General features: G+C 32.6%; 19 protein-coding genes. 12 read left to right on the forward strand and 7 right to left on the reverse strand.

Going from position 1 to position 21,704, the window contains the following annotated elements; translation table 11 throughout:
* Window positions 1–60 precede the first annotated feature (60 nt).
* The 5 genes from DK442_RS26510 to DK442_RS26530 form a co-directional block, all read right to left on the reverse strand.
* Complete coding sequence (locus DK442_RS26510; RefSeq protein ID WP_034244160.1) at window positions 61–252, reverse strand: cold-shock protein; 192 nt, start codon at window positions 250–252, stop codon at window positions 61–63.
* 169 nt (window positions 253–421) lie between these two features.
* Window positions 422–1,768 (reverse strand): amidohydrolase family protein, encoded by a 1,347-nt coding sequence (locus DK442_RS26515; RefSeq protein WP_109438944.1) that lies wholly within the window; start codon window positions 1,766–1,768, stop codon window positions 422–424.
* Between the two features lie 85 nt (window positions 1,769–1,853).
* Window positions 1,854–2,948 (reverse strand): AraC family transcriptional regulator, encoded by a 1,095-nt coding sequence (locus DK442_RS26520; RefSeq protein WP_109438945.1) that lies wholly within the window; start codon window positions 2,946–2,948, stop codon window positions 1,854–1,856.
* A 23-nt stretch (window positions 2,949–2,971) separates the two neighbouring features.
* Entirely contained in the window at window positions 2,972–4,021 is a 1,050-nt protein-coding gene (locus DK442_RS26525) for an RluA family pseudouridine synthase (protein ID WP_370444686.1), read from the reverse strand.
* 11 nt (window positions 4,022–4,032) lie between these two features.
* Window positions 4,033–4,629, reverse strand: coding sequence for a PASTA domain-containing protein (locus DK442_RS26530; RefSeq protein WP_109438947.1), 597 nt, complete (start codon window positions 4,627–4,629; stop codon window positions 4,033–4,035).
* Window positions 4,630–4,724: 95 nt separating this feature from the next.
* Between DK442_RS26530 and DK442_RS26535 the strand changes: the two genes are divergently transcribed.
* From DK442_RS26535 to DK442_RS26560, 6 genes are all read left to right on the forward strand, one after another.
* Entirely contained in the window at window positions 4,725–5,717 is a 993-nt protein-coding gene (locus tag DK442_RS26535; RefSeq protein WP_109438948.1) for a D-alanine--D-alanine ligase, read from the forward strand.
* A 76-nt stretch (window positions 5,718–5,793) separates the two neighbouring features.
* Window positions 5,794–6,249 carry a pantetheine-phosphate adenylyltransferase gene (gene coaD, locus DK442_RS26540; protein ID WP_109438949.1) on the forward strand — a complete coding sequence of 152 codons (456 nt, stop codon included), beginning with the start codon at window positions 5,794–5,796 and terminating at the stop codon, window positions 6,247–6,249.
* Window positions 6,250–6,337: 88 nt separating this feature from the next.
* Window positions 6,338–6,733 (forward strand): VOC family protein, encoded by a 396-nt coding sequence (locus DK442_RS26545; RefSeq protein WP_109438950.1) that lies wholly within the window; start codon window positions 6,338–6,340, stop codon window positions 6,731–6,733.
* A gap of 135 nt (window positions 6,734–6,868) precedes the next feature.
* Window positions 6,869–7,696 (forward strand): hypothetical protein, encoded by an 828-nt coding sequence (locus DK442_RS26550; RefSeq protein WP_109438951.1) that lies wholly within the window; start codon window positions 6,869–6,871, stop codon window positions 7,694–7,696.
* Between the two features lie 153 nt (window positions 7,697–7,849).
* Window positions 7,850–9,244, forward strand: a complete 1,395-nt coding sequence (locus DK442_RS26555) for a DUF1800 family protein (protein ID WP_109438952.1) — start codon at window positions 7,850–7,852, stop codon at window positions 9,242–9,244.
* Window positions 9,245–9,254: 10 nt separating this feature from the next.
* The gene (locus DK442_RS26560) at window positions 9,255–10,448 is read left to right on the forward strand and encodes a DUF1501 domain-containing protein (RefSeq protein ID WP_109438953.1); all 1,194 of its coding nucleotides are present in this window, start codon (window positions 9,255–9,257) and stop codon (window positions 10,446–10,448) included.
* A 46-nt stretch (window positions 10,449–10,494) separates the two neighbouring features.
* On the opposite strand, the gene DK442_RS26565 is transcribed toward DK442_RS26560, so the two are convergent.
* A complete protein-coding gene (locus DK442_RS26565; protein ID WP_109438954.1) occupies window positions 10,495–11,469 on the reverse strand; it encodes a leucine-rich repeat domain-containing protein in 975 nt (324 codons plus the stop codon).
* A gap of 239 nt (window positions 11,470–11,708) precedes the next feature.
* Between DK442_RS26565 and DK442_RS26570 the strand changes: the two genes are divergently transcribed.
* Entirely contained in the window at window positions 11,709–12,167 is a 459-nt protein-coding gene (locus tag DK442_RS26570; protein ID WP_167571891.1) for a GyrI-like domain-containing protein, read from the forward strand.
* Between the two features lie 104 nt (window positions 12,168–12,271).
* Here the strand turns inward: DK442_RS26570 and DK442_RS26575 are convergent, their stop codons facing one another.
* Window positions 12,272–13,147 carry an AraC family transcriptional regulator gene (locus DK442_RS26575; RefSeq protein ID WP_109438955.1) on the reverse strand — a complete coding sequence of 292 codons (876 nt, stop codon included), beginning with the start codon at window positions 13,145–13,147 and terminating at the stop codon, window positions 12,272–12,274.
* A 248-nt stretch (window positions 13,148–13,395) separates the two neighbouring features.
* Between DK442_RS26575 and DK442_RS26580 the strand changes: the two genes are divergently transcribed.
* The 5 genes from DK442_RS26580 to DK442_RS26600 all read left to right on the forward strand — a co-directional run bounded on the left by DK442_RS26580 (window position 13,396) and on the right by DK442_RS26600 (window position 21,703).
* Complete coding sequence (locus DK442_RS26580; protein WP_109438956.1) at window positions 13,396–16,476, forward strand: TonB-dependent receptor; 3,081 nt, start codon at window positions 13,396–13,398, stop codon at window positions 16,474–16,476.
* Between the two features lie 17 nt (window positions 16,477–16,493).
* The gene (locus DK442_RS26585) at window positions 16,494–17,978 is read left to right on the forward strand and encodes a RagB/SusD family nutrient uptake outer membrane protein (protein WP_160114382.1); all 1,485 of its coding nucleotides are present in this window, start codon (window positions 16,494–16,496) and stop codon (window positions 17,976–17,978) included.
* Window positions 17,979–17,990: 12 nt separating this feature from the next.
* Window positions 17,991–18,932, forward strand: a complete 942-nt coding sequence (locus DK442_RS26590; RefSeq protein WP_109438958.1) for a hypothetical protein — start codon at window positions 17,991–17,993, stop codon at window positions 18,930–18,932.
* Window positions 18,933–19,021: 89 nt separating this feature from the next.
* A complete protein-coding gene (locus DK442_RS26595; RefSeq protein ID WP_109438959.1) occupies window positions 19,022–20,554 on the forward strand; it encodes a cellulase family glycosylhydrolase in 1,533 nt (510 codons plus the stop codon).
* Window positions 20,555–20,653: 99 nt separating this feature from the next.
* Window positions 20,654–21,703, forward strand: coding sequence for a glycosidase (locus DK442_RS26600; protein WP_109438960.1), 1,050 nt, complete (start codon window positions 20,654–20,656; stop codon window positions 21,701–21,703).
* The last annotated feature ends 1 nt before the right edge of the window (window position 21,704 follow it).

The following is a 21,704-nucleotide window of genomic DNA, read 5'->3' on the forward strand; positions in this document are numbered from 1 at the left end:
ATAAACAAAAAAAGCCTGTCTATATAGACAGGCTTGTGTTTTAAAAAAGTCAAATGTATATTATAATACTTTCACGTTTACCGCGTTCATTCCTTTTTTACCTTCTTTAAGGTCAAACTCTACTTCGTCACCTTCACGTACTTCGTCAATTAAGCCTGAAATGTGTACAAAATGATCTTTGTTTGATCCTTCTTCTGTGATGAATCCAAATCCTTTGGAGTCATTAAAAAATTTTACTGTTCCTTTGTTCATTATAAAATATTAAAACGCGAAGTTACTATTATTTCACCATTAATCCTTATTTATTTACAAATAAAGTTTTTGATAACCTATATTTAATCTTTTATAAATACTTTGATAATAAACAAAATAGCTGTATCACGCGTTCTTTTTCAAATTTAAATTGTGGCATTTATTTTTTTCATTCCCCCTCCTTTTTACAGTTATTTTCTACCTCTTTCAGCATTGCGCCCAATTCGTTTTTCCCTAACCATTTTCCTTTAATCATAACACCTTCAATAGTTTTTGTATTACGAATATCTATTAGAGGGTTTTTATTTAGCAACACCAAATCAGCCAACTTTCCTTCCGTAATTGTACCACTTACTGAAGTTCTGTTTAGGTATTTTGCAGGGTTCACTGTAGCTGTTTTTAGGGTCTCATAAGGAGATAACCCTGCATTGCATATCAGCTCTAACTCCCGATGTAATGAAAAACCAGGTAAAAAAAGGCCATATGTATCACTTCCTGCAAATAACGGTACTTCTGCATCATTTAATATTTTGGTAAAGTCCTTCTGCCATTGCAATTCTTTACTAAGTCTAATCAGAGATGCTGGTGCGGTAAACCAAGTATTAGAACGGTAATGAGTTGAATCTGATAAACAATATGCAACATAAGCTTTAGGTCGATATTTTATAACATCACTTTTCTTTAAAACAGCAAATTTTTTATCGTCTGCATATCTACTAATCATCTCATAAACCCCTAAAGTTGGGGATACGTATAAACCGCTCTGTTTAATTATCATAGCAGCTTGTTTTAAATACGAAGTATCTGCCTTTTGTTGAGTATTGAATATATTCATAAACTCTTCTACATGTGCTATAGATTTCATCCTTAATGAATATTCTAAAGGAAGTTTACGTTGTCCGTGACCTACAACAGGAATATTATACTTACCGGTCTCTTCCAACAATTTTGTATATATTTCTTTAGGAAGGTTGTCGGCTATTTTTAAAAAGTCATACCCTCTTTGATGATGTGTTTTTACAACATCAATTACATCTGTGACTGTTTTTAGATCATTTGCCTTCAGATAAGGTCCTGTAGTAACATAATAAGGCCCAAATAATTCATTGTTTTTAACTTTTTCTCTAATAGCTATATGATCTTGACCTTCATACTCTGCCATATTTCTTGCAGTTGTGACTCCATTAGCGATCAAAAGTTTAAATTCATCTTTCACATCATTTTCAAGATGATAATGCATTTCTGCTAAACCTGGAATCAAATATTTATCTTTTGCCTGAATAATGACATCTATCTTTTGTGATATTTTTTTTGAAGCAGGTTCTATTATTGATATTTTTCCATTTACAGTGATCACTCTTTGATTATACAGAATGATTTCTTTATTCATCGGAATCACATTTACATTTTCAAAAGAAGTAGTTTTTCCATTTGTATTCTGGGAATATAACATAGCAAAATTGCCTGCCCATAACATACTACCTATTATTAAAGCTTTACTAAATCTAGACATCATATTGTTTTAAGGATTATTGATGTCAAAGCTAATAACGATAGAAGTTTTGAATGTTCTGGATTGTCAGAACCTGAGAAATCCGAACTTATTTATTTTGTTTCTTGAACTGATTGGGAGACATTCCTAATTCTTTTTTAAAAGCAGTATAAAAAGTAGTTTTCGAATTAAAACCAGCTTCTAGACCAATAGCAAGAATACTGTATTTGTCAAATTCTGAATCTAAAATCATTTGCTGAACATCTTTTAGCCGATAACTATTTATGAATTCTGAAAAATTCTTACCACTTTCCTTATTAATTTGTTCTGAAAGGTATCCGCTACTAATCCCTAGTTTTTTGGCAACTATATCACGACTAATATCAGGATTATGATGAATGTTTTCAGACTCTATAAGCATTAATAATTGCTCTATATAGGGGTTTACATCCTTTTTTACAGTTTTTTTTTGATCGTGCTTCGCTCTTTTAAAACGATGACTAATTTCATATTGATCATTTGATAATTTAAACTGATATAATCCTTTATAAATCAACCAATACATAAATACAGAGACTCCAACCCATAAATAAGTCAAAGGCATTTTATAACCATACATAAATCTCATTCCTTCCAAAACAATTCCATAAATTTCTAAAAGAGAAATAAAAATCCATATCCGTTTAATCCATTTAATGTCAAACTGTGTTTTTAAACAAAATAAGAACCAAAACGAAGTCACCATAAAAGCTACCGGATAAACAACCGAGAGTATGCTTATTATTTTGTAAAATAAAAAAACAACTTCCTTTTTATTTGTCAATGTAATTTTATAAACCTCAAAAATTGTATCTAAAGATATAATGGCATTAATACTGCTTAAGAAAAGGAAAGGAACATACAATAAATAAAGCTTACGGCTTCCTCCAAAAGGGTGTCTTATTTTTTTTATAAAAAAAATAAATAATGTAACCGGGTAAAGGAATTGCCATAAAAACACATCTAGAATTGAAATCACAAAAGGGTTTTTTTCTAGATCCCAAAACCAGTTATTTACTCCAATTATTGATAAAATAATAAGAGTATACCCCAAATATGTATTGTCTTTATTTTTAAAAAATCTCGAAAACAGGATGACAATACCTAAAACAAATCCATGAATAACCCCAATCAGAACAAATATTTCTAAGAAAGAAATTTCCATGATGTAGGTATTAAAGGTTTATCTTAATCACCAGCTAATTGATTTTTGGCATAATTCCTCCATCGCTCTACACAGTGTTGGATGTCATCAGGAATAGGAGTTTCGAAATGCATTTTTTTTCCGGTTATCGGGTGTTCAAAACCAAGAGTTCTGGCATGTAAAGCTTGTCTAGGTAAAATTTTAAAGCAATTTTCGACAAACTGTCTGTATTTAGTAAATGTAGTGCCTTTTAATATTTTATCTCCTCCATAGCGTTCATCATTAAAAAGCGTATGACCAATATGTTTCATATGCACTCTTATTTGATGAGTTCTTCCTGTTTCAAGTGTACATGAAACTAGGGTAGCATACCCTAATCGTTCAATAACTTTATAATGAGTAATTGCAGGTTTCCCTTTTTCTTCCTCTTCTCCTTCAAAAACAGTATTCTGTAATCTATTCTTAGGGTGACGACCTATATTACCTTCTATAGTCCCCTCCTCTTCACTAATATTTCCCCATACAATAGCCACATATTCTCTTTCACTGGTTTTATTAAAGAATTGCTTTGACAAATGAGTCATTGCCTCCTCTGTTTTAGCAACTACGAGTAATCCACTGGTATCCTTGTCAATACGATGTACTAATCCAGGACGATTACTACTATTATTAGGTAGATTATCAAAATGATAAATTAAAGCATTAATTAAAGTTCCTGAATAATTTCCATGACCAGGATGTACAACCATCCCTGCTGGTTTATTAACCACAAGCAAGGTATCATCTTCATACACAATATCCAGTGGTATATCTTCTGGAGTTAATAGATTTTCGTAAGGAGGATGTGAAAATAATACCCGAACTACATCGTTAGGTTTTACTTTATGATTTGATTTAACGGCTATATCATTCACAAATACGCTACCATCTTTAGCCGCTTGTTGAATCTTATTTCTAGTTGCGTTTTCAACAAAATTCATTAAAAATTTATCTACCCGCAAAGGAACCTGTCCCGCACCTGCAACAAAACGATAATGCTCATATAAATCATCATCGGTAGTATCAAAATCTTCTATGTTCAAGTTTTCCTCCAAAATATTTTATATTAATTGGAAAGGTTTATTGTCCCTCTTTTTCCATCCCCTAGTACCAAATCTATGGTAGAAGTTTTCATTAGTTTAGTTCCTGGCTTTAGTCTTTTTCCTTTATGTCTTAGTTCTAAAACCATATCTCTTGCGATATTTGGCTGATATGTAACAGTGCCTATTTTAAAACCAAGAGCAATTAATTTTGGTTCTGCCTGCCTTCTTGTTCTTTGTATTACTTCTGGCACTTCTATCTTACGATAACCTGATGGGTTTAAAGTCACATATATCTTACGGTTTTCTTTTACTTCACTACCTGCAACTGGATTTTGTTCAATAACAGAATATCTAGGAAAGTCCGGGTTAAAACTCGCAGAATCCTGAACTTCGTATCTCAAATCTTTTTCTTCAAGTACTTTTCCTACCTCATCCAAAGTCTTTTTACTTAAACTTGGTACTACAATACGTTGATCATGATTTGTAGTACCTTCTAACCACTGTAGTGCTACATATGAGAGAATAGCAATCATCGCAACTGCTATCACCAGTTGAATCAAGAATATTTTACTATAAACAAACTTAAAAAGGTCCTTGAGAAAATTGATAAATACGCTCATAAATACATTATATAATTTGGACAAATATATAAAAACGGAAAGTTTTACGCTTTTCTTATTAGAGAAATGATATTTTTGTTTTCAAAAGCCAATCAATGAAGAAAAACATCGCCATTTTGATGGGAGGATATTCAAGCGAATTTGAAATCTCTATCCAAAGCGGAAATGTAGTCTATAATAAACTTGATAGAGACCAATATATCCCTTATCGCATTCACATTACTAAGGACAATTGGTACTATGTAGATGATACTGACCAAAAACATCCCATAGACAAAAATGATTTCTCATTAACTTTAGATGGGACAAAAATTATTTTTGATGCTGCTTTTAATACAGTTCACGGTACACCTGGTGAAGATGGTTTGCTTCAAGCTTATTTTGATTTAATAGGAATTCCGCAAACTGCTTGTGATTTTTATCAGGCTGCACTTACATTCAATAAACGTGATTGTATCAGTACCTTAAAACCTTACGGAATACCTACTGCAACTAATTATTTTTTAAACCAAGGAGATCATATTGATAGCAAAACTATTTTGGACACTGTTGGATTACCTTGTTTTGTAAAAGCTAATAAAGCTGGTAGCAGTTATGGCGTATCCAAAGTGAAAACTGAAGCAGAATTACTTCCTGCAATAGAAATCGCTTATAAAGAAGATGATGAAATTATCATCGAATCTTTTTTAAGTGGAACTGAGGTTTCTGTTGGGGTCATTCAACATAACGGAAAAAATACCGTACTGCCAATCACAGAAATTGTAACAGAAAATGAATTCTTTGATTATGAAGCAAAATATTTAGGAAAATCTGAAGAAATTACTCCAGCACGTTTGTCTGAAGAAGATACCAAAAAAGTTAAGGACCTGGCACTAAAAGTGTATCAAATTCTAAAAATGAAAGGTTTTTCTAGAAGTGAATATATCTTTCACCACGGAGAACCATATTTTGTAGAAATGAATACAAACCCAGGATTAAGTGAGGCCAGCATTCTTCCTCAGCAAGCTCATAAAGCAGGAATTAATTTGCAAGAATTATTTTCTAATGCTATAGAATCTTGCTTAACAGCAAAAAAACAGAAGTATTAACTAGTGATTTGTATTTTCTGATTTCTTAAATCATAAATTCATTTATCTTTGTAAATACAACAATCAATACTCACTCATGAGAAGAGCTGTTTTTCCAGGATCCTTTGACCCTATAACTCTAGGCCACTATGATATTATCGAGAGAGGTCTCACACTATTTGACGAAATTATTCTTGCTATAGGTATAAATGCCGAAAAAAAATATATGTTCTCTCTAGAAGAACGAAAGCACTTTATGGAAGAAGCGTTTAAAAACGAATCTAAGATTAAAGTGATTACCTATGAAGGATTAACTGTAGACTTTTGCAAACAACAAAATGCCAATTTTATCCTTAGAGGACTCCGAAACCCAGGAGATTTTGAGTTTGAAAAGGCAATTGCCCATACGAATAGAAAAATGTCTGAGATAGAAACTGTATTTCTATTAACGTCTTCTGGTAAAAGTTATATCTCTTCATCTATAGTTCGTGATGTGATTCGACATGGCGGGGATTATACTGGATTAGTCCCAGATACGGTACGTGTAAAATAGTCTCTTAAAATAGATCCCACTAATTTAACACTCTCTAATAATCAATTCAGAGTTCATTTTACTCTTGATAAATCATAAACACGAACTGATGAAACGTACAATAGGAGCTCTCTCACTAGTAGTCAAAGATTATGATGAGGCTATTCAATTTTATACAGAGAAACTTAATTTTGTTTTAATAGAAGATCGCATTGTAGATGATGAAAAGCGTTGGGTACTCATTGCTCCTCACAAACAAGCAGAAACCCATATTCTATTAGCTCAAGCAGCATCCTCTTTGCAGGAAAAAGCTATTGGTTCTCAAACTGGTGGTCGAGTTTTTCTATTCTTACATACAGATGATTTCTGGAGAGATTATAATAACATGAAATCTAAAGGAGTCCTATTTCGAGAGGAACCCCGAGAAGAAATCTATGGAACAGTAGTCGTTTTTGAAGATTTGTATGGTAATACTTGGGATTTGATTGAAAAAAAGACTTTGTAATCAAAGCTATAATTATAACAAATGTTTTTATTGAGGCAACTTTTGGCTAATTCTTTAAAAATTCATAATACTACTTATTAAAAAATACTAAAACTACCTAAATTGAGTTTTTAACCTTAAATAAAACCCTAAATTATGATCGCCAAAAATCTAAAGTACATCCTATACTTTTTTCTTTTCACAGTGCTAATATCATGCAGTAGTGACGACAGTGAAGAACCTGAAGAAACAGGAGAAGAAGTAACACCCACCCCGACACCTACTCCAACACCCACTACTCCCGACGTCAATCCTAATAATGGAGAATGTGAGAGTGGAAAAACTGCAATATTTACAGAAAAAGACGGTTTACTTATTGTAGAATCAGAAAATGGAAATTTTTCTGGTACTCCTTGGGAATTAACAAAAAGCCTTTCTGAATTTTCTGGAGATGGTTATTTGGTATGGAATGGTACGGATTTCCTTGGTAAACCAGGAGAAGGACTGTTATCGTACAAAATTAGAATTACAAAACCAGGAACATATCGATTCATATGGCGTTCTTATATTACAATTGGGACAAATGGTTCTGAACATAACGATTCCTGGTTGAGAATCCCTGATGCAAAACATTTTTACGGACAAAAAGGTGATGGACATATCGTATATCCAAAAGGCACCACACTAGACCCTATTCCTGAGAGTAATGGACAAACATCAACTACACCCAATGGATCAGGTAAAGATGGGTGGTTTAAAATTTATATGAATAAAGCTAGCAAATGGCATTGGCAATCTTCTACAAGTGACAATGATGGGCACAATATTTTTGTAGTCTTTGATAGTGCTGGGGATTATACAATTGAAATCTCAGGAAGATCAAAAGGACATGGGATCGACAAGTTTGTATTATTTACAGAAGGCGTAACACAAGAAACGGCTATAAAAGACGACGCTGTTAAAAGCGAAATAAAATGTGAGTAATACGATCATAAAAAACAATATAAAAAAGCTCTTCAAAAAATGAAGAGCTTTTTTATTACAACATCTTAACAAATATTCTTCTTTTTAAAAAATAAACAGAAGTATCATTAAACCATTTACAATATTATAAGTCCTAGATATAAACCTGCTATTATGAATACATTAAGTGACAAAGAAATTCAACATCTATACTGGCGATTTGGTTTTGGAATTTCACCATCACAATTAAAGACAGCAAGAATATTATCCAAAAGACAAATTATAGATCAACTATTTTCAGAAAGTAGGCAGAGTACTGCATTAACAATGGATCTCGGAGCATTAGAGAAAAATCCTTCAGAATTATCCAAAGAAGAAAGAAAAAAGCTACGGAAGCTCCAAAGAAAAAAAATGAATGAACTTAATATTATTTGGTTCACTCAATTAACGACAACAGAAGAAATTTTACGTGAGAAAATGACATTATTTTTTCATAATCATTTTGCGGTTAGACTTAAAATGCCAAGAGTTTGTATACATCTCAATAACATCATCCGTAAACATGCTTTAGGAAATTTTGGAGATATGTTAATGGAAGTTTCTAAATCTCCAGCCATGCTAATTTTTCTAAATAATCGTCAAAATCGAAAAAATCACCCTAATGAAAATTTTGCTCGGGAAGTTATGGAACTTTTTACACTAGGTAGAGATAATGGCTATACTGAAAAAGATATTAAAGAAGCTGCTAGAGCCTTTACAGGATGGAATTTTAAGAAAGACGGAGCTTTTATTTTTAGAAGTAATCATCATGATTATGGAACAAAGACAATTTTAGGAAAAACAGGTGACTTTACAGGTGAAGATGTTATCAAGATACTCTTAAAAGAAAAACAAACAGCTCAATATATTACCAAAAAATTCTATCAGTATTTTGTAAATCCGATACCAGATCAAGATCTCATAAAACAATTGTCTGATATTTTATATAACTCCGATTATGACCTAAGGGTATTAATACAATCTACAATTGAAAGTAATTGGTTTTATAACACAAAAAATATTGGAGTGAAGATTAAATCTCCGATAGAACTCATGGTAGGTCTTAACAGGCCTTTCAAAGTAAAGTATGATGACCCTAAAGTAATACTATATCTACAACGCAAACTAAATCAGATGCTATTTTTTCCACCTAATGTTGCAGGATGGCCTGGTGGAAAAACCTGGATAGATAATTCTACCCTAATGCTACGTCTTAAATTAGCATCAGTAATACTTAATAGCGGTATTATAGAGTGGAATGATAAAGGTGATATGCCTGAGAACGTAATGATGAAACAGAAGTATTATCAAAAAATGAAAACTCAAATCGAGAAAAAAGTAAAAGCCACCTCCGATTGGGATAACTTTATGTCAGGTTTAGATCAAAAAGATAAAATAACATTATCACACTACATACTTCAACCAGAACCGTCTAAAATTGCAAAAAAAGTGTTGAAGGATTTGGATTCATCAGACACTAAAAATTTTATTGTCGAATTATTAAGTCTACCTGAATATCAACTTTGCTAAGTCAAAAAATATGAAACGAAGAGATTTTTTAAAACAATCAGTTTTTGCATCAGGGATGACATTGATTCCTTCTTTTTTAAAGGGTATGGAGTTCTTATCCCCACAACAATTATCTGGATATAAAAATGTAATCATTATTCAACTTTCTGGTGGGAATGATGGTTTAAACAGCATTATCCCCATTAGCAATGATATTTATCACAACTTAAGACCCTCTATTGCAAAAAAACAAACACAAACTTTAAAAATAACAAATGATCTGGCTTTTAATGACAATCTTAAAGTAATTAAAGAACTATATGATCAGGGGCAGGTTTCAATAATTAATAATGTAGGGTATCCAAACCCAAATCGATCACATTTTAGAAGTACTGATATATGGCAAACTGCGAGTGATACAAATCAATATTTACATACAGGATGGATAGGAAGATACTTAGATTCAAACTGTCAAAACCCATATCAAGCAGTAGAAGTAGATAATTCTCTTTCTCTTGCCATGAAAGGTAATCAAATGAATGGTATAGCAGTTTCTGATCCTAATCAACTGTATAAAACTACTCGAGAGCCATTTTTTAAAAATATCGTTGCCAATACTACAAAAGAAATGTTAGACGAGGACAATCAAGGATATCTATACAAAACGATGTTAGAGACCTATTCTTCTGCTTCTTATATTCATGAAACTTCCAAAATTTATACAACCACAACCGAATACCCTCAGCATCCTTTTGCTAAAAACCTAAAAACTATAGCTGATTTTATAATCTCAGGTTTAAAAACAAGGGTATATTATAGCTCATTAGGAGGGTTCGACAGCCATGTAAACCAATTGAATAGTCAGGATAGATTACTCAAAGTATACTCAGAAGCTATAGGTGCTTTGGTGAGTGATCTAAAGAAGAATAATCGTTTTAATGATACATTAATCCTAACTTTTTCAGAATTTGGAAGAAGAGTAAAACAAAATGGAAGTCGAGGAACTGATCATGGAGCTGCTAACAATGTGACGGCCATCAGTGGTTCCCTAAAAAAAGCGGGGATTTATAACGAATTACCAAACCTTTCTGATCTTGACGATAATGGAGATATAAAATATACGGTTGATTTTAGAAGTGTATATGCTACAATTTTAAATAATTGGTTAGAAGTAGACAGTTATGATGTTCTAAGTTCTGATTTTAAGAATTTAGGGTTTATCTAATGTTAAACGTTAATTATTTAAAATCTCCTCATACGATATACTAATCCTAAAATGTGATATTGCACCAGGGAATCAGCTCTTTAATACGTTCTTTCTCTTTATTGGAAAAAAGATTTTTGGGAATATCGAGATATTCTAGTTTTTTTAGATTTTTAATACTCTCTGGTAAATAGGTTAATTTATTACCTCTTAAGTCCAGATGTATTAGCTCTGATAGTTCTCCTATAGCATCAGGAAGTTCCAGAATTTCGTTCTCTGCAAGGTCCAAAATTTCTAAATTAGACAATTTACCAATAGATTCGGGAAGTTCTGTGAGCCTATTATCTGACAAATCAAGTCGCTCTAAATGAATTAACTTTCCTATACTTTTTGGTAATTCGACAAGCTCATTATTTTGAGCATCTAATTTCTGTAAATATGTTAAGCTTCCTATCGACTTAGGAAATGTACCAAGTTCATTATATTCTACTTCCAGCCATTCGAGGCAGCGCAGACCTCCAAAAGATTTAGGTAGTTTTTTAATGTTATTAGAAGAAATTCGTAGTCTTTCTATGTTTTTTAATTTTCCGATAGTATTGGGGAGGTATTCAATTTCATTATCCATAAAATCTACTTCTCTCAAACTTTTCATATTTCCAATAGATTCAGGTAATGATTTTAATTTACCCTTATTTATTTCCAATTCATTGACCTTTTTTAATTTTCCAATGGACTCGGGTAACTCAACAATTTGAGAAGCACCTATATCTATATTAATAAGGTTAGCTAATTCTCCAAAATTATCAGGTAATCTAACTAAATTTCTGGCCTGTATCTTTATCGCTATTAAATTAGTAAAATTGCCAACAGCTTCTGATAGTTCATTTTTTTCCAGACAATGAATCCTTAATAACTTTACCTTTTTAGGAGTTTCTAAAGCTTTTCTCAAAGTACAGTCTTCTTTGTATACCTTTTTATATTCTTGTCCATTAATTGATAAGGCGTACATCAAAACGAAAAGTAAACCGTATTTATTGATCATTGGTTTTAGGTTTAATACTTCCTTTAAATTTATGTCGCTAAAATAACAGTAAAATCCAAACTACTCTCCCCTGTTTATAGTGAAAATATTACCTCTCTACAATTTGGTTTCACATAATAATTCTTAAACATTTAAACAAACAATATGATTTTTTTTAAAGTTATTAATACTACTGACACACCCTTGTCATAATACCTATATAATTTTATTCTGGTATTAATTTTTAACAATCAAAAATCATGATAAAAACAAAACTTGACCCTTTTTGGGTTATTGGGGTTTCGGTGCGTACTACTAAAAAAAACGAAAAGTTTGCAAAAGACATTCCTGCTTTATGGGATACATTTATGGCTGATGGAACAATGCATAAAATACCTAATAGAATTGAAGATTCTATTTATGCAATATACACAGATTATGAAAGTGATCATACCGAAAGCTATACTATGGTGTTGGGCTGTAAAGTAGAAAATCTGGATTCGATTCCCGAAGGTATGACAGGTGTACAAGTACAAAAAAGTATGTATTCTCGATTTACTGCAAAAGGAGATATCACTCAAGGTGTAATTTATGATAAATGGATAAACATATGGGAAACAGATTTAGATCGAACTTATAGTACCGATTTTGAAGTTTATGGAGAGGAAGCTCAGAACCCTAGAGATGCAGAAGTGGATATTTTTGTAGCAATAAAATAAGATCATAACCTAAAGAAATACCTTCTAAGAAAAATTAAAAATTAATATTATTTTTTTATGAGGTATTTCTTTAAACGTATTAGTTATTTTTATAAAAGACTAAATCATTCATGGATACTTTCATTAATAACTTCTTTAATATAATTTTTTCTATATTCTCTTGGAGAGCTCCCTTGTTTTCTCTTAAAAGTTCTATTAAAATTTGACAGCGTCTTAAATCCTGATTTATATGAAATTTCATTAATAGCCATTTCTGTTTCCAGCAATAATTTGGTAGCCACTCGTATTCTAAAATCAAGAATATATTGTGTAAAATTCATATTCGTCCTTTTTTTGAAAAAATGGCTAAAAGCTGACTCAGACATATTAGCTATTTTTGCAATGGTACTTAGAGTAATATCATTAGCATAATTGTTCTCTATATAATGAAGTACAGCATTGATTCTACGACTTTTTCCTTGAGAAATATGATTAGCAATGGGAGAACTTGCTAAAATCTTTTTATCTGAAGATATAGCCAAATCTTTTAAAATTTCTAGAAATAATAGAAATGTATCAAAATCATCTTTTTCACATAACTGCATTATTTTTTTACCAATCCTATCCTTGGTTGGATTAGAAAAAGTAATTCCTTTTCTCGAAAATTCTAATAGTTCCTTTATTTCTTTAAATAGATCATAATTAAGTAATTTAGACCCTAAAAAATTTTCTTGAAACTGAATTGTAATCACTGTTGCATTACTTGTGCATTCTTCAGTTTTCCATATATGTTGTAGATAAGGACCTATTAATACTAGGTCTGTATTCTCACAATCCTCAATAGAATCTCCCACAATTCTCTTACCACTAAAATTTAAAATAAAGTTAATCTCATACTCTGGATGAAAATGAAGAGGATAATCAAAACGAGCATTTTCATGTTTCAAAATTATAAAAGGATCCTCTGATTTTACTGGTGTTACTTCTCTAATTATTTTCATTTGGGGTTTAATGTTTGATATTTAGAAATTATCTAAAAATACCATTTTTCGTTAATCAAGAAATTAAAAAATAGAAATCTTTAGACCCAAAACCTCATAACTATATGACTATCAATATTTTGAATAAAAACTGAAACAAACTTCTTTACTAAATTCATAAAATGCACACAAATAAACATTAAAGTACCATTAGCACGTTATCAACTCTATTACTTTTACAAAAAATTAACATTTAAGTCCTTATATCTATGAGAAAAACTTTACCAAAGTATTTATTTTTAACTACAATTGCTATGCTTTGCTTTGCTAGTATGTCTGCGCAAATTGTCATAACGGGGCAAGTTACAGACAGTTCCGGAATGCCGATTCCGGCAGCTGCAGTAGTAGAAATGGGTACCACGAACGGAATCGTTACCAATTTTGATGGTGAATACACTATTGAAGTTGCTGACAAAAATGCCATTCTAGAGTATACATATATAGGGTTTACATCCCAAAGTATACCTATAGACGGAAAGTCTGTAATCAATATAGTTTTGCAAGAAGAAACTTCTCAACTTGAACAAGTTGTTGTTATTGGTTATCAATCAGTACGTAAAAGTGATTTAACAGGAGCTGTGGCAACAATAAACTTAGAAGCTGAGAGCCTGTCTGAGATTCCTGCAAACTCTGTAGAAGAATTATTAATCGGTAGAATTCCTGGTTTAGTTATTGGGAATCCGTCTGATGCTCCCGGGTCCGGATTAAATGTAAGAATACGAGGAGCAAGTTCATTTACCGCAACAACTCCTCTAATTGTTGTTGACGGTTTTCCACTAGGAGATGCCGGAAATTTAAAGCAAATTAATCCTGCAGATATAGTTTCTGTAGAAGTACTAAAAGATGCATCTGCAGCTTCTATTTATGGTTCTAGAGGAGCTAATGGGGTCATACTAGTGACCACTCGAAGAGGCAAAGAAGGGAAGATGCAAGTTAATTTTTCTGCATTAACTACAATTAGTAGGTTTTCATCAAAATTTGATTCATTTGAAAACCCTGTGGACTTAGCTGTATTAACCGATGAAAGCCGAATAAACTCAGGACTTACACCACTCTATATTGGAGCGCCTGATATTAATGGTACATTTTTTCCTTCAATAGATCAACTAAGAGCTGGTTACCCTACTACAGATTATATTGAATATTCTTTTAGAGAGCCCTTAAATTATAATTACAATCTAAGTATTTGGGGAGGTAATGAGAGTACTAAATACAATTTTGGACTTAACCTAAATACACAAAACGGAGTAGTACGCGATGATGATTTATCAAAATTCACAGTAAGTTTTGGAATTGATCAAAAACTAACAGAAAAACTTAGTCTAGCTACAAACATTAATTTTTCTCGAGGAAGAAGAAATGATAATAGCGGCTTATCTTTTAATAGAAATCCTATTTTTCCTTTATTTAATGAAGATGGTAGTTTTTTTAGAGCAAATGATAATGATTTTGGCAATCCAGCAGCGCTTACTTCTTTAAGAGTAAACGAATCTACCACTTTGGATTTAACATCTTCTTCCATACTTCTTTGGGATATTAATGATGCTTTGCAATTTAAGTCTCAATTTAATTATAGTTTAGGTTCTTCTTTTCAAGAGCGATTTTTCCCTTCAATATTTACTCAATTAGGTACAGAGGGTAATGGCGTAGGATTTCATGACAACTTTCAAAATCAACGTGTAGTTGTTGATGCATATTTCACCTATAATAAAACAGTAGGTCAAGATCATGATTTTACATTGTTAGGAGGGTATTCTAGTGAATATTTTGAAGTTCGTACCTCTCAATTAAGAGCGCAGGATTTTGCAAATCAATCCTTAGGAGCAGGAAATTTGGGATTAGGTAATGAACAAAGAGTATCCAACAACTTTGAAACCTCAACATTATCATCTTTAATATCACGTGTTAATTACTCCTATAAAAACAAAATTTTATTTACATACACAGGAAGACTAGATGGCTCTTCAAATTTTGGAGAAAATAATAAATATGCTTTTTTTCCATCTGGTGCTATAAGTTGGAAAATGCAAAATGAGCCTTTCATTAGTAACAACCTTCCATTTATTAATGAACTTAAACCTCGAGTGAGTTGGGGGATTGTTGGAAATCAAGCTATCGGAGCATTCGAAACTTTAAATAGACTGGGAGAAGGTCGTTTTTTTACTAATGGCGGTTTTGTTACAACAATTGGTCCTGGTATCATTAGTAACAATGGAATATTTGCAGAATCTCGTGGGTTAGGTAACCCGGATCTAAAATGGGAAACGACAGAAATATTTAACATAGGGTTAGATTTTGCTGCGTTTAACAGAACTGTAAGTTTTACCTTAGACTTTTATAACAAAATCACCAATGATTTATTGGTAGATAGTAACCTACCTCCCACTTCTGGGTTTGATTTTTTAAGAATCAATGCTGGTGAAATAGAAAACAAAGGAGTTGAGGTTAGTCTTAATCTAGATATTATTAGAAAAGAAGATTTTAATTTCTCTGCAGGTATAATTTTTAACAAGAATATAAATAAGGTTACCAGTTTGGGGCCTTCTGAATTTACTTCAGTTTTAAATGATGATTTTGGTAATCAGTTTAGATTTACCGGAGTTAACTTCAGAAATCAATTTCGCTCACCAATAAATACACTAACACTTGACCAACCTATAAATGTATTTTATGGAGCTAGAGTTAGACGTATTATTCAAACTGAAGAAGAAGGATTAGCATCTGGTTTTTCTGGAGCTAATGCTCAAGCAGGAGAATATTTGTATGAAGACCTTAACAAAGATGGCGTTATTGATCCTTTTGGAGCCGACAGAACCGTAATCGGAGACCCAAACCCAGATTTTACTGGAAGTTTAACATTAGATTTCTCATACAAAAACTGGGAATTGACCGCATTATTTAATGGTTCTTTTGGTGGAGATGTAGTTGATATTAATAAATTCAGCACTCAAGCTGGTGGAGGTAAAGCAAGTAATTTATTTGAACGCTGGACTCCTGATAATCGCACAAATGAATACCCTTCTTTAAGAGAAACCAGAAATGTAGCATTCTCTGATTGGTGGATACAAGATGGTTCTTTTGTAAGAATTCAAAATCTTAGGTTAGGATATAATATTGATGCTTCTAATATAAACTCTCTTGACGGAGCAAAAGTTTACATCAATGCAGACAACGTATACAATTTTACCAACTATGATGGTCTAGACCCAGAAGTTAATCCACAAGGAGTAGATGAAAATAGTATTCCAAGATTACGAAGGTTTACATTAGGTGTCGAAGTCAATTTTTAGTTTAAAAAATGAATATCATGAAAAAAATATATAACATATTTCTAGCAATTACGGTTTTAGGTATAGGGTCTTGTTCCCTTGATCCAGACCCCACTACATTTCTATCTGATTCTAATTTTTTCAGTACTGCAGAAGAAACCAATTCGGCTGTATTGCATTCTTATCAGGCAATGACTTTTTTGGACTATTTAAGACCATATATGAATATCCCTACTACTGCTTCTGAGGAAGCTTTTCCTAAAGAAGGGGAAGGGTTGAATATTAACCAATTTGAAGAATGGAATGTTGATGACAGAAATCAAAATTTAGAACAGTTTTTTAGACTTTCTTATGTCGGACTCAATAGAGCCAATACGGTAATTGAAAAAACCAAAGAAGCCAGTTATGATGAATCTTTGAGAGCAAAATATCATGGAGAAGGTTTATTTTTAAGAGCTTGGCACCATTTTATGCTAGTAAGATTATTTGGATCTACACCTCTTAGAGTATCGGCTGTGGACCAATTAGATGAAGTTCGCGGTATTCCTGACGCTTCTATAGAAGAAGTATATACATCAATACAATCAGATTTAAAAGAAGCAATAAACCTATTACCAATACAGAGAGAAGGAGGAAGAGCCGATAGAGTCGCTGCACAGGCATTATTATCCAAAGTATATATAACCATGGCTTCTGCGCGTCAATCAGGCAGTCCTGGTTACGAATGGGTATCAGATGCAGATACATTTTATGGCTTAGCCTCTGAGATGGCTTCTGCTGTCATTAACGGGCAATCAGAATATACTTTTGATCCTGATCTATTAAACATTTATAATGTTGCAGAACCTCAAAGTTTTAATGGACCAGAGCATATATTTTTTATTCCTCAGGATAGAAATGGATTAGTAGAAGGAGAATTCTCTAAATTGTCTAAGTTCTTTATTCCCGCAGATACTCCAACAACATCATTTCTCGCAGACGGCACAGCTACTCATGGTGGTTTTGGAGTCTATGTATCAGAGCTTCCTTTTCTAGCCTCATTTGATAATACCGATCGCCGTAAAACAGAGCTTATAGTAAATGAATTATTTGATGAAAATGGAGTTTCTTCATGGACTCCTGCGGGAGGAGAATCAGCTCCTTTTTCAAGAAAATATATAGATCCTAAGTTTATTGGAGACAACACAAGCACGCATCCTTACTTATTAAGGTTTACTGATATATTATTGATATATGCAGAAGCAGAAGGACCATCAGCAGAAGGCTATACCGCTGTAAATCGAGTAAGACAAAGAGCTGGTCTTCCTGACCTAACTCCTGGCTTATCTATCACTGATTTTAGAGATAAGATTATTGAGGAACGTTCTTTTGAACTTGCTTTTGAAGCAAATAGACTATATGATTTACGCAGAACCAATACCGTAGAGAGCGTCTTACAGGATATTTATGGAAAAGTTATTGTTAATAACCCTTACTTCTATCCAATACCAGCAATAGAAAGACAATTAAACCCAACAAACTAAAGAGAAGGAATTATGGAAACAAACATTTTAAAAAAAATATTCCTAACTATAATAGTGATTACAATCACTATTTCTTGTCAAGAAGATCCATTTGAAGATACTGTTAGTAACGACAGACAATTTTTGAGTTTTACTATACCGGGTCAAGTTGGCCCTGCTGTTATTAGACCTACAGGAGATAATGAAGGTACTGTCGAAATATTCGCTGTATTATCTAACGTAGATTTATCAAATATTATCCCTGTACTTTCTATATCTGAATATGCACAAGTAAGTCCGGGTAACGGAGATATAGTAAATTTTAATAATGATGATCTTTCTATAACCTATCAAGTGATTTCGGCATCTGGAAAAGTTCGAAATTGGGTTGTTAAAATCACACCTTATGAATCTGCTATAGAAGGAAAATGGAACGTAGATAAAATACTATATGACTGGCAGGTTGGCATTAATCAAACATGGGGGTATGGTGTATTTGGAACATATGACGAAATTACGGGATATGACCCTGAAGCATATGTTCCAGAGGTATTTTCTAAGGACTTTCCTAATGTAGCTTTTGAAGAAGATAATACTATAGAATTTATAACTAATCAAATTAACGAAAATGGAAACCCAGAAGGAACTTTCTCTTTTGGAGCAGGTGCAGATAATGAATTTTCATCCTTCATTCTTGATCCAGATCGTACTGGTGATGCCAGAGATTATTCTGCTCGGTTTAGAAAAATACACCAAGGAGATGGAGTATGGGAATTTAATGAAGGAACCAAAACCTTAACTCTTTGGAAAGGAAGTAAAGCTGGAGCTAAAACAGAAGGTATAGTCTCTACAGATGATTTGGGTAATATAAGAATCGCATATAATACTTGGGAAGATGATTTCCCAGATGATCCAAATGACGGCGAAGCTCATATCCAAACTGCTATTACTTTATATTATCATTTTATCAAATAATAGCAACCTACATATCTTTCAGTTTTTGTCTTGTACTTACATGACAATTTTAATACTCGAAAGATCTTTAAAAACGCAAAATACAAGAAATGAAAAAAGAAATAACTATAAGGAAAATGATTAATTTTTTTAGTCTAGTCCTATTAATAAGTTTTACGAGTTGTAATGATGATTGGGAACCAACGATTGATCCAATAGAATCAGGTGATCTAGTGGTTAAAACCTCTCAAGTAATTAATGAGTCTTATATCGGGAATGGAGCACAATGGGATCCATATCCACAAGCATATAGATACTGGGGAACACCGATTAGTGATGCTGATTGGAATAAACTATATACAAGATTAGATTACATGAAACCTAGTTTTATGCGTGTCGTAATAGGTTCTTATGACAAATATGCATTAGCTGGTGCAGATGAATACAACCCTGAAGATCTGTTTGAAGGTCTAAATAAAATATTACAATATTGTCAGGATAATAACATCACTGTAATGTTAGGAGATTGGGGATACAACCAGGTGGATATCAATAGTGAAATGATTTTTGAAAACAGGCTAAAGAATGCTGCACGATACATAGATTTTTTAGTTAGAGAAAAAGGGTTTACATGTATTAAACATTATAGTACGATTAATGAACCTAATCTTGGAGGTTCTGCAACTGATGGAAATTATGAACTATGGAAAAACGCTACTCAATATTTTTATCAGGAATTAGAAGCCCTTGGAGTTACAGGTAAAGTAGGAATAGCTGGTCCAGACATTGCTCCTTTTACTAGAGATATAACCTCATGGATAACCGATACAACAAATGATTTTGGGGATAAAATATCGCTATATGATATACATACATATCCTCCAAGAGAGTGGATGTTCAATGGTGATTATGACGAGTTCTTAAAAATTTACAAAGATGCTACCCCTGCAGGTTCCCAAATCGTTATAGGAGAATTTGGGTTTAAGTATGAAACAAGTACTTCTACAATGGATACAGAGTTATTTAGGCAAAACCTTAGTGCAATTAACTCAGACCCAAATGTTGCACGTGATTCTAATACATTAATAGATGAGTTTTTTCATGGAGTTGATATTGCTGCGGCAACTATGAAAATTGTGAATGCAGGATACTCTGGAGCTGCCACATGGAATCTGGATGATGCAATGCATAGTGGTTCAACATCTGGGCAGGATCTAAAAATTTGGGGATTCTGGAATATTTTGGGGCAAGAGCTTTTGGGTAAACCCGAAAAAGAGGAATTAAGACCTCATTTCTACTCATATTCTTTACTTACTAGATACATGCAAACAGGAGCCAAAGTCTTTACCGTTGACATTCCTAACAGAATTGGCTTGGATGCAATCGCAGTAGAAAAAGATGGAAAATATATGATTGCAATTAATAATATATATACTGAAGAACATTCTCTAAACATAAAATTTGATAACAAATTACAGCTTTTTGAAGCCAAGAAATTTATATACAGAGAAAATGACAGAAAAGTTGATGATAATGGTTTTCCGGTTCCTACTGAAGAAGGATTAACTCTAGATTTTGGTGCTGGAGAAGATATTATTATTCCTGCACAAACACTAACAGTCATTACTAACTTTGACTATTAAACGATAAAAAATAATAACCCATATTCTTTTAATCATAAACAATATTCTTAAACATATTAAACTTGTCTATGGTTATTTACACTAAAAAAAGATCAAAAAATGTCTCATGACAATACTATCCAGCGACAGATAGATACATTTCGCTTAGAAAAATATATAAACAATCCTATTTTAAAACCAAACTATACAAATGACTGGGAAAGCCTTGTAGTTTGCAATCCTGGAGTATGGTACGAAAACGGGAAATTCTCCATGTTATATAGAGCTGCTGGAGATGACGAAGAACACTATATAAGATTTGGCTTGGCAGAGAGTACCGACGGAATTAATTTTACAAGAGTATCTGATCAACCTGTATTTTCACCAAGCGTTGATGGCCCTGATATGGGAGGAGTAGAAGATCCTCGTATTGCTAAATTTGGAGATGATTTCTATATTACATATGCTTATAGACCATTTCCTCCAGGACAATATTGGAAATTTGAACATGATGTCATTCTTCTTCCAGAATCTGGAGAAGATACTCCTTTGGTATACAAAAAAAACATAGCAAACTCTGGTCTGGCTATTTCTAAAAATTTAAAAAAATTTAAACGCTTGGGAAGAATTACATCTTCTCATCTAGACGATCGTGATGTGATTCTTTTTCCTGAAAAGATAAACGGTAGATTTGCAATGTTACATAGACCGAAAGAATGGATTGGTGAAAAATATGGTGTAGATCAACCTGCCATCTGGATTCGATTCTCTGACGATCTAATGGTGTGGGAGGAAGAAAGCACTCTACTTTTTGGAGGAAGAACAGGGACTTGGGAAGAAAAAATTGGAGGAAGCACTCCCCCACTTAAAACCAAAGATGGTTGGTTAATCATATATCACGGAGTAGAAAATGGAGGTCAGGGATATTACAGAGCAGGAGCAGCTTTATTAGATCTTTATGACCCAACCAAAGTAATAGGAAGGTTATCAGATTGGATTATGGAACCTGAGCATGATTATGAATTAGAAGGATATTATAAAGGTTGTGTATTTCCTACTGGGAATGTCATTATTGATGATACATTATATGTCTATTATGGAGGAGCCGATAAATACATTGGTTTAGCAACCTGTAGTGTAAATGAACTGCTAAAACAACTAAAAAAATAAT

The organism is Aquimarina sp. AU119, from assembly GCF_900312735.1.
Taxonomy (GTDB): domain Bacteria; phylum Bacteroidota; class Bacteroidia; order Flavobacteriales; family Flavobacteriaceae; genus Aquimarina; species Aquimarina algiphila.

Bases quoted from the DNA above. Each gene is read 5' to 3' on its own strand.
- DK442_RS26510 (WP_034244160.1), bottom strand. From the start codon at position 252: ATGAACAAAGGAACAGTAAAATTTTTTAATGACTCCAAAGGATTTGGA.
- DK442_RS26515 (WP_109438944.1), bottom strand. From the start codon at position 1,768: ATGATGTCTAGATTTAGTAAAGCTTTAATAATAGGTAGTATGTTATGG.
- DK442_RS26520 (WP_109438945.1), bottom strand. From the start codon at position 2,948: ATGGAAATTTCTTTCTTAGAAATATTTGTTCTGATTGGGGTTATTCAT.
- DK442_RS26530 (WP_109438947.1), bottom strand. From the start codon at position 4,629: ATGAGCGTATTTATCAATTTTCTCAAGGACCTTTTTAAGTTTGTTTAT.
- DK442_RS26535 (WP_109438948.1), top strand. From the start codon at position 4,725: ATGAAGAAAAACATCGCCATTTTGATGGGAGGATATTCAAGCGAATTT.
- coaD (WP_109438949.1), top strand. From the start codon at position 5,794: ATGAGAAGAGCTGTTTTTCCAGGATCCTTTGACCCTATAACTCTAGGC.
- DK442_RS26545 (WP_109438950.1), top strand. From the start codon at position 6,338: ATGAAACGTACAATAGGAGCTCTCTCACTAGTAGTCAAAGATTATGAT.
- DK442_RS26550 (WP_109438951.1), top strand. From the start codon at position 6,869: ATGATCGCCAAAAATCTAAAGTACATCCTATACTTTTTTCTTTTCACA.
- DK442_RS26555 (WP_109438952.1), top strand. From the start codon at position 7,850: ATGAATACATTAAGTGACAAAGAAATTCAACATCTATACTGGCGATTT.
- DK442_RS26560 (WP_109438953.1), top strand. From the start codon at position 9,255: ATGAAACGAAGAGATTTTTTAAAACAATCAGTTTTTGCATCAGGGATG.
- DK442_RS26565 (WP_109438954.1), bottom strand. From the start codon at position 11,469: ATGATCAATAAATACGGTTTACTTTTCGTTTTGATGTACGCCTTATCA.
- DK442_RS26570 (WP_167571891.1), top strand. From the start codon at position 11,709: ATGATAAAAACAAAACTTGACCCTTTTTGGGTTATTGGGGTTTCGGTG.
- DK442_RS26575 (WP_109438955.1), bottom strand. From the start codon at position 13,147: ATGAAAATAATTAGAGAAGTAACACCAGTAAAATCAGAGGATCCTTTT.
- DK442_RS26580 (WP_109438956.1), top strand. From the start codon at position 13,396: ATGAGAAAAACTTTACCAAAGTATTTATTTTTAACTACAATTGCTATG.
- DK442_RS26585 (WP_160114382.1), top strand. From the start codon at position 16,494: ATGAAAAAAATATATAACATATTTCTAGCAATTACGGTTTTAGGTATA.
- DK442_RS26590 (WP_109438958.1), top strand. From the start codon at position 17,991: ATGGAAACAAACATTTTAAAAAAAATATTCCTAACTATAATAGTGATT.
- DK442_RS26595 (WP_109438959.1), top strand. From the start codon at position 19,022: ATGAAAAAAGAAATAACTATAAGGAAAATGATTAATTTTTTTAGTCTA.
- DK442_RS26600 (WP_109438960.1), top strand. From the start codon at position 20,654: ATGTCTCATGACAATACTATCCAGCGACAGATAGATACATTTCGCTTA.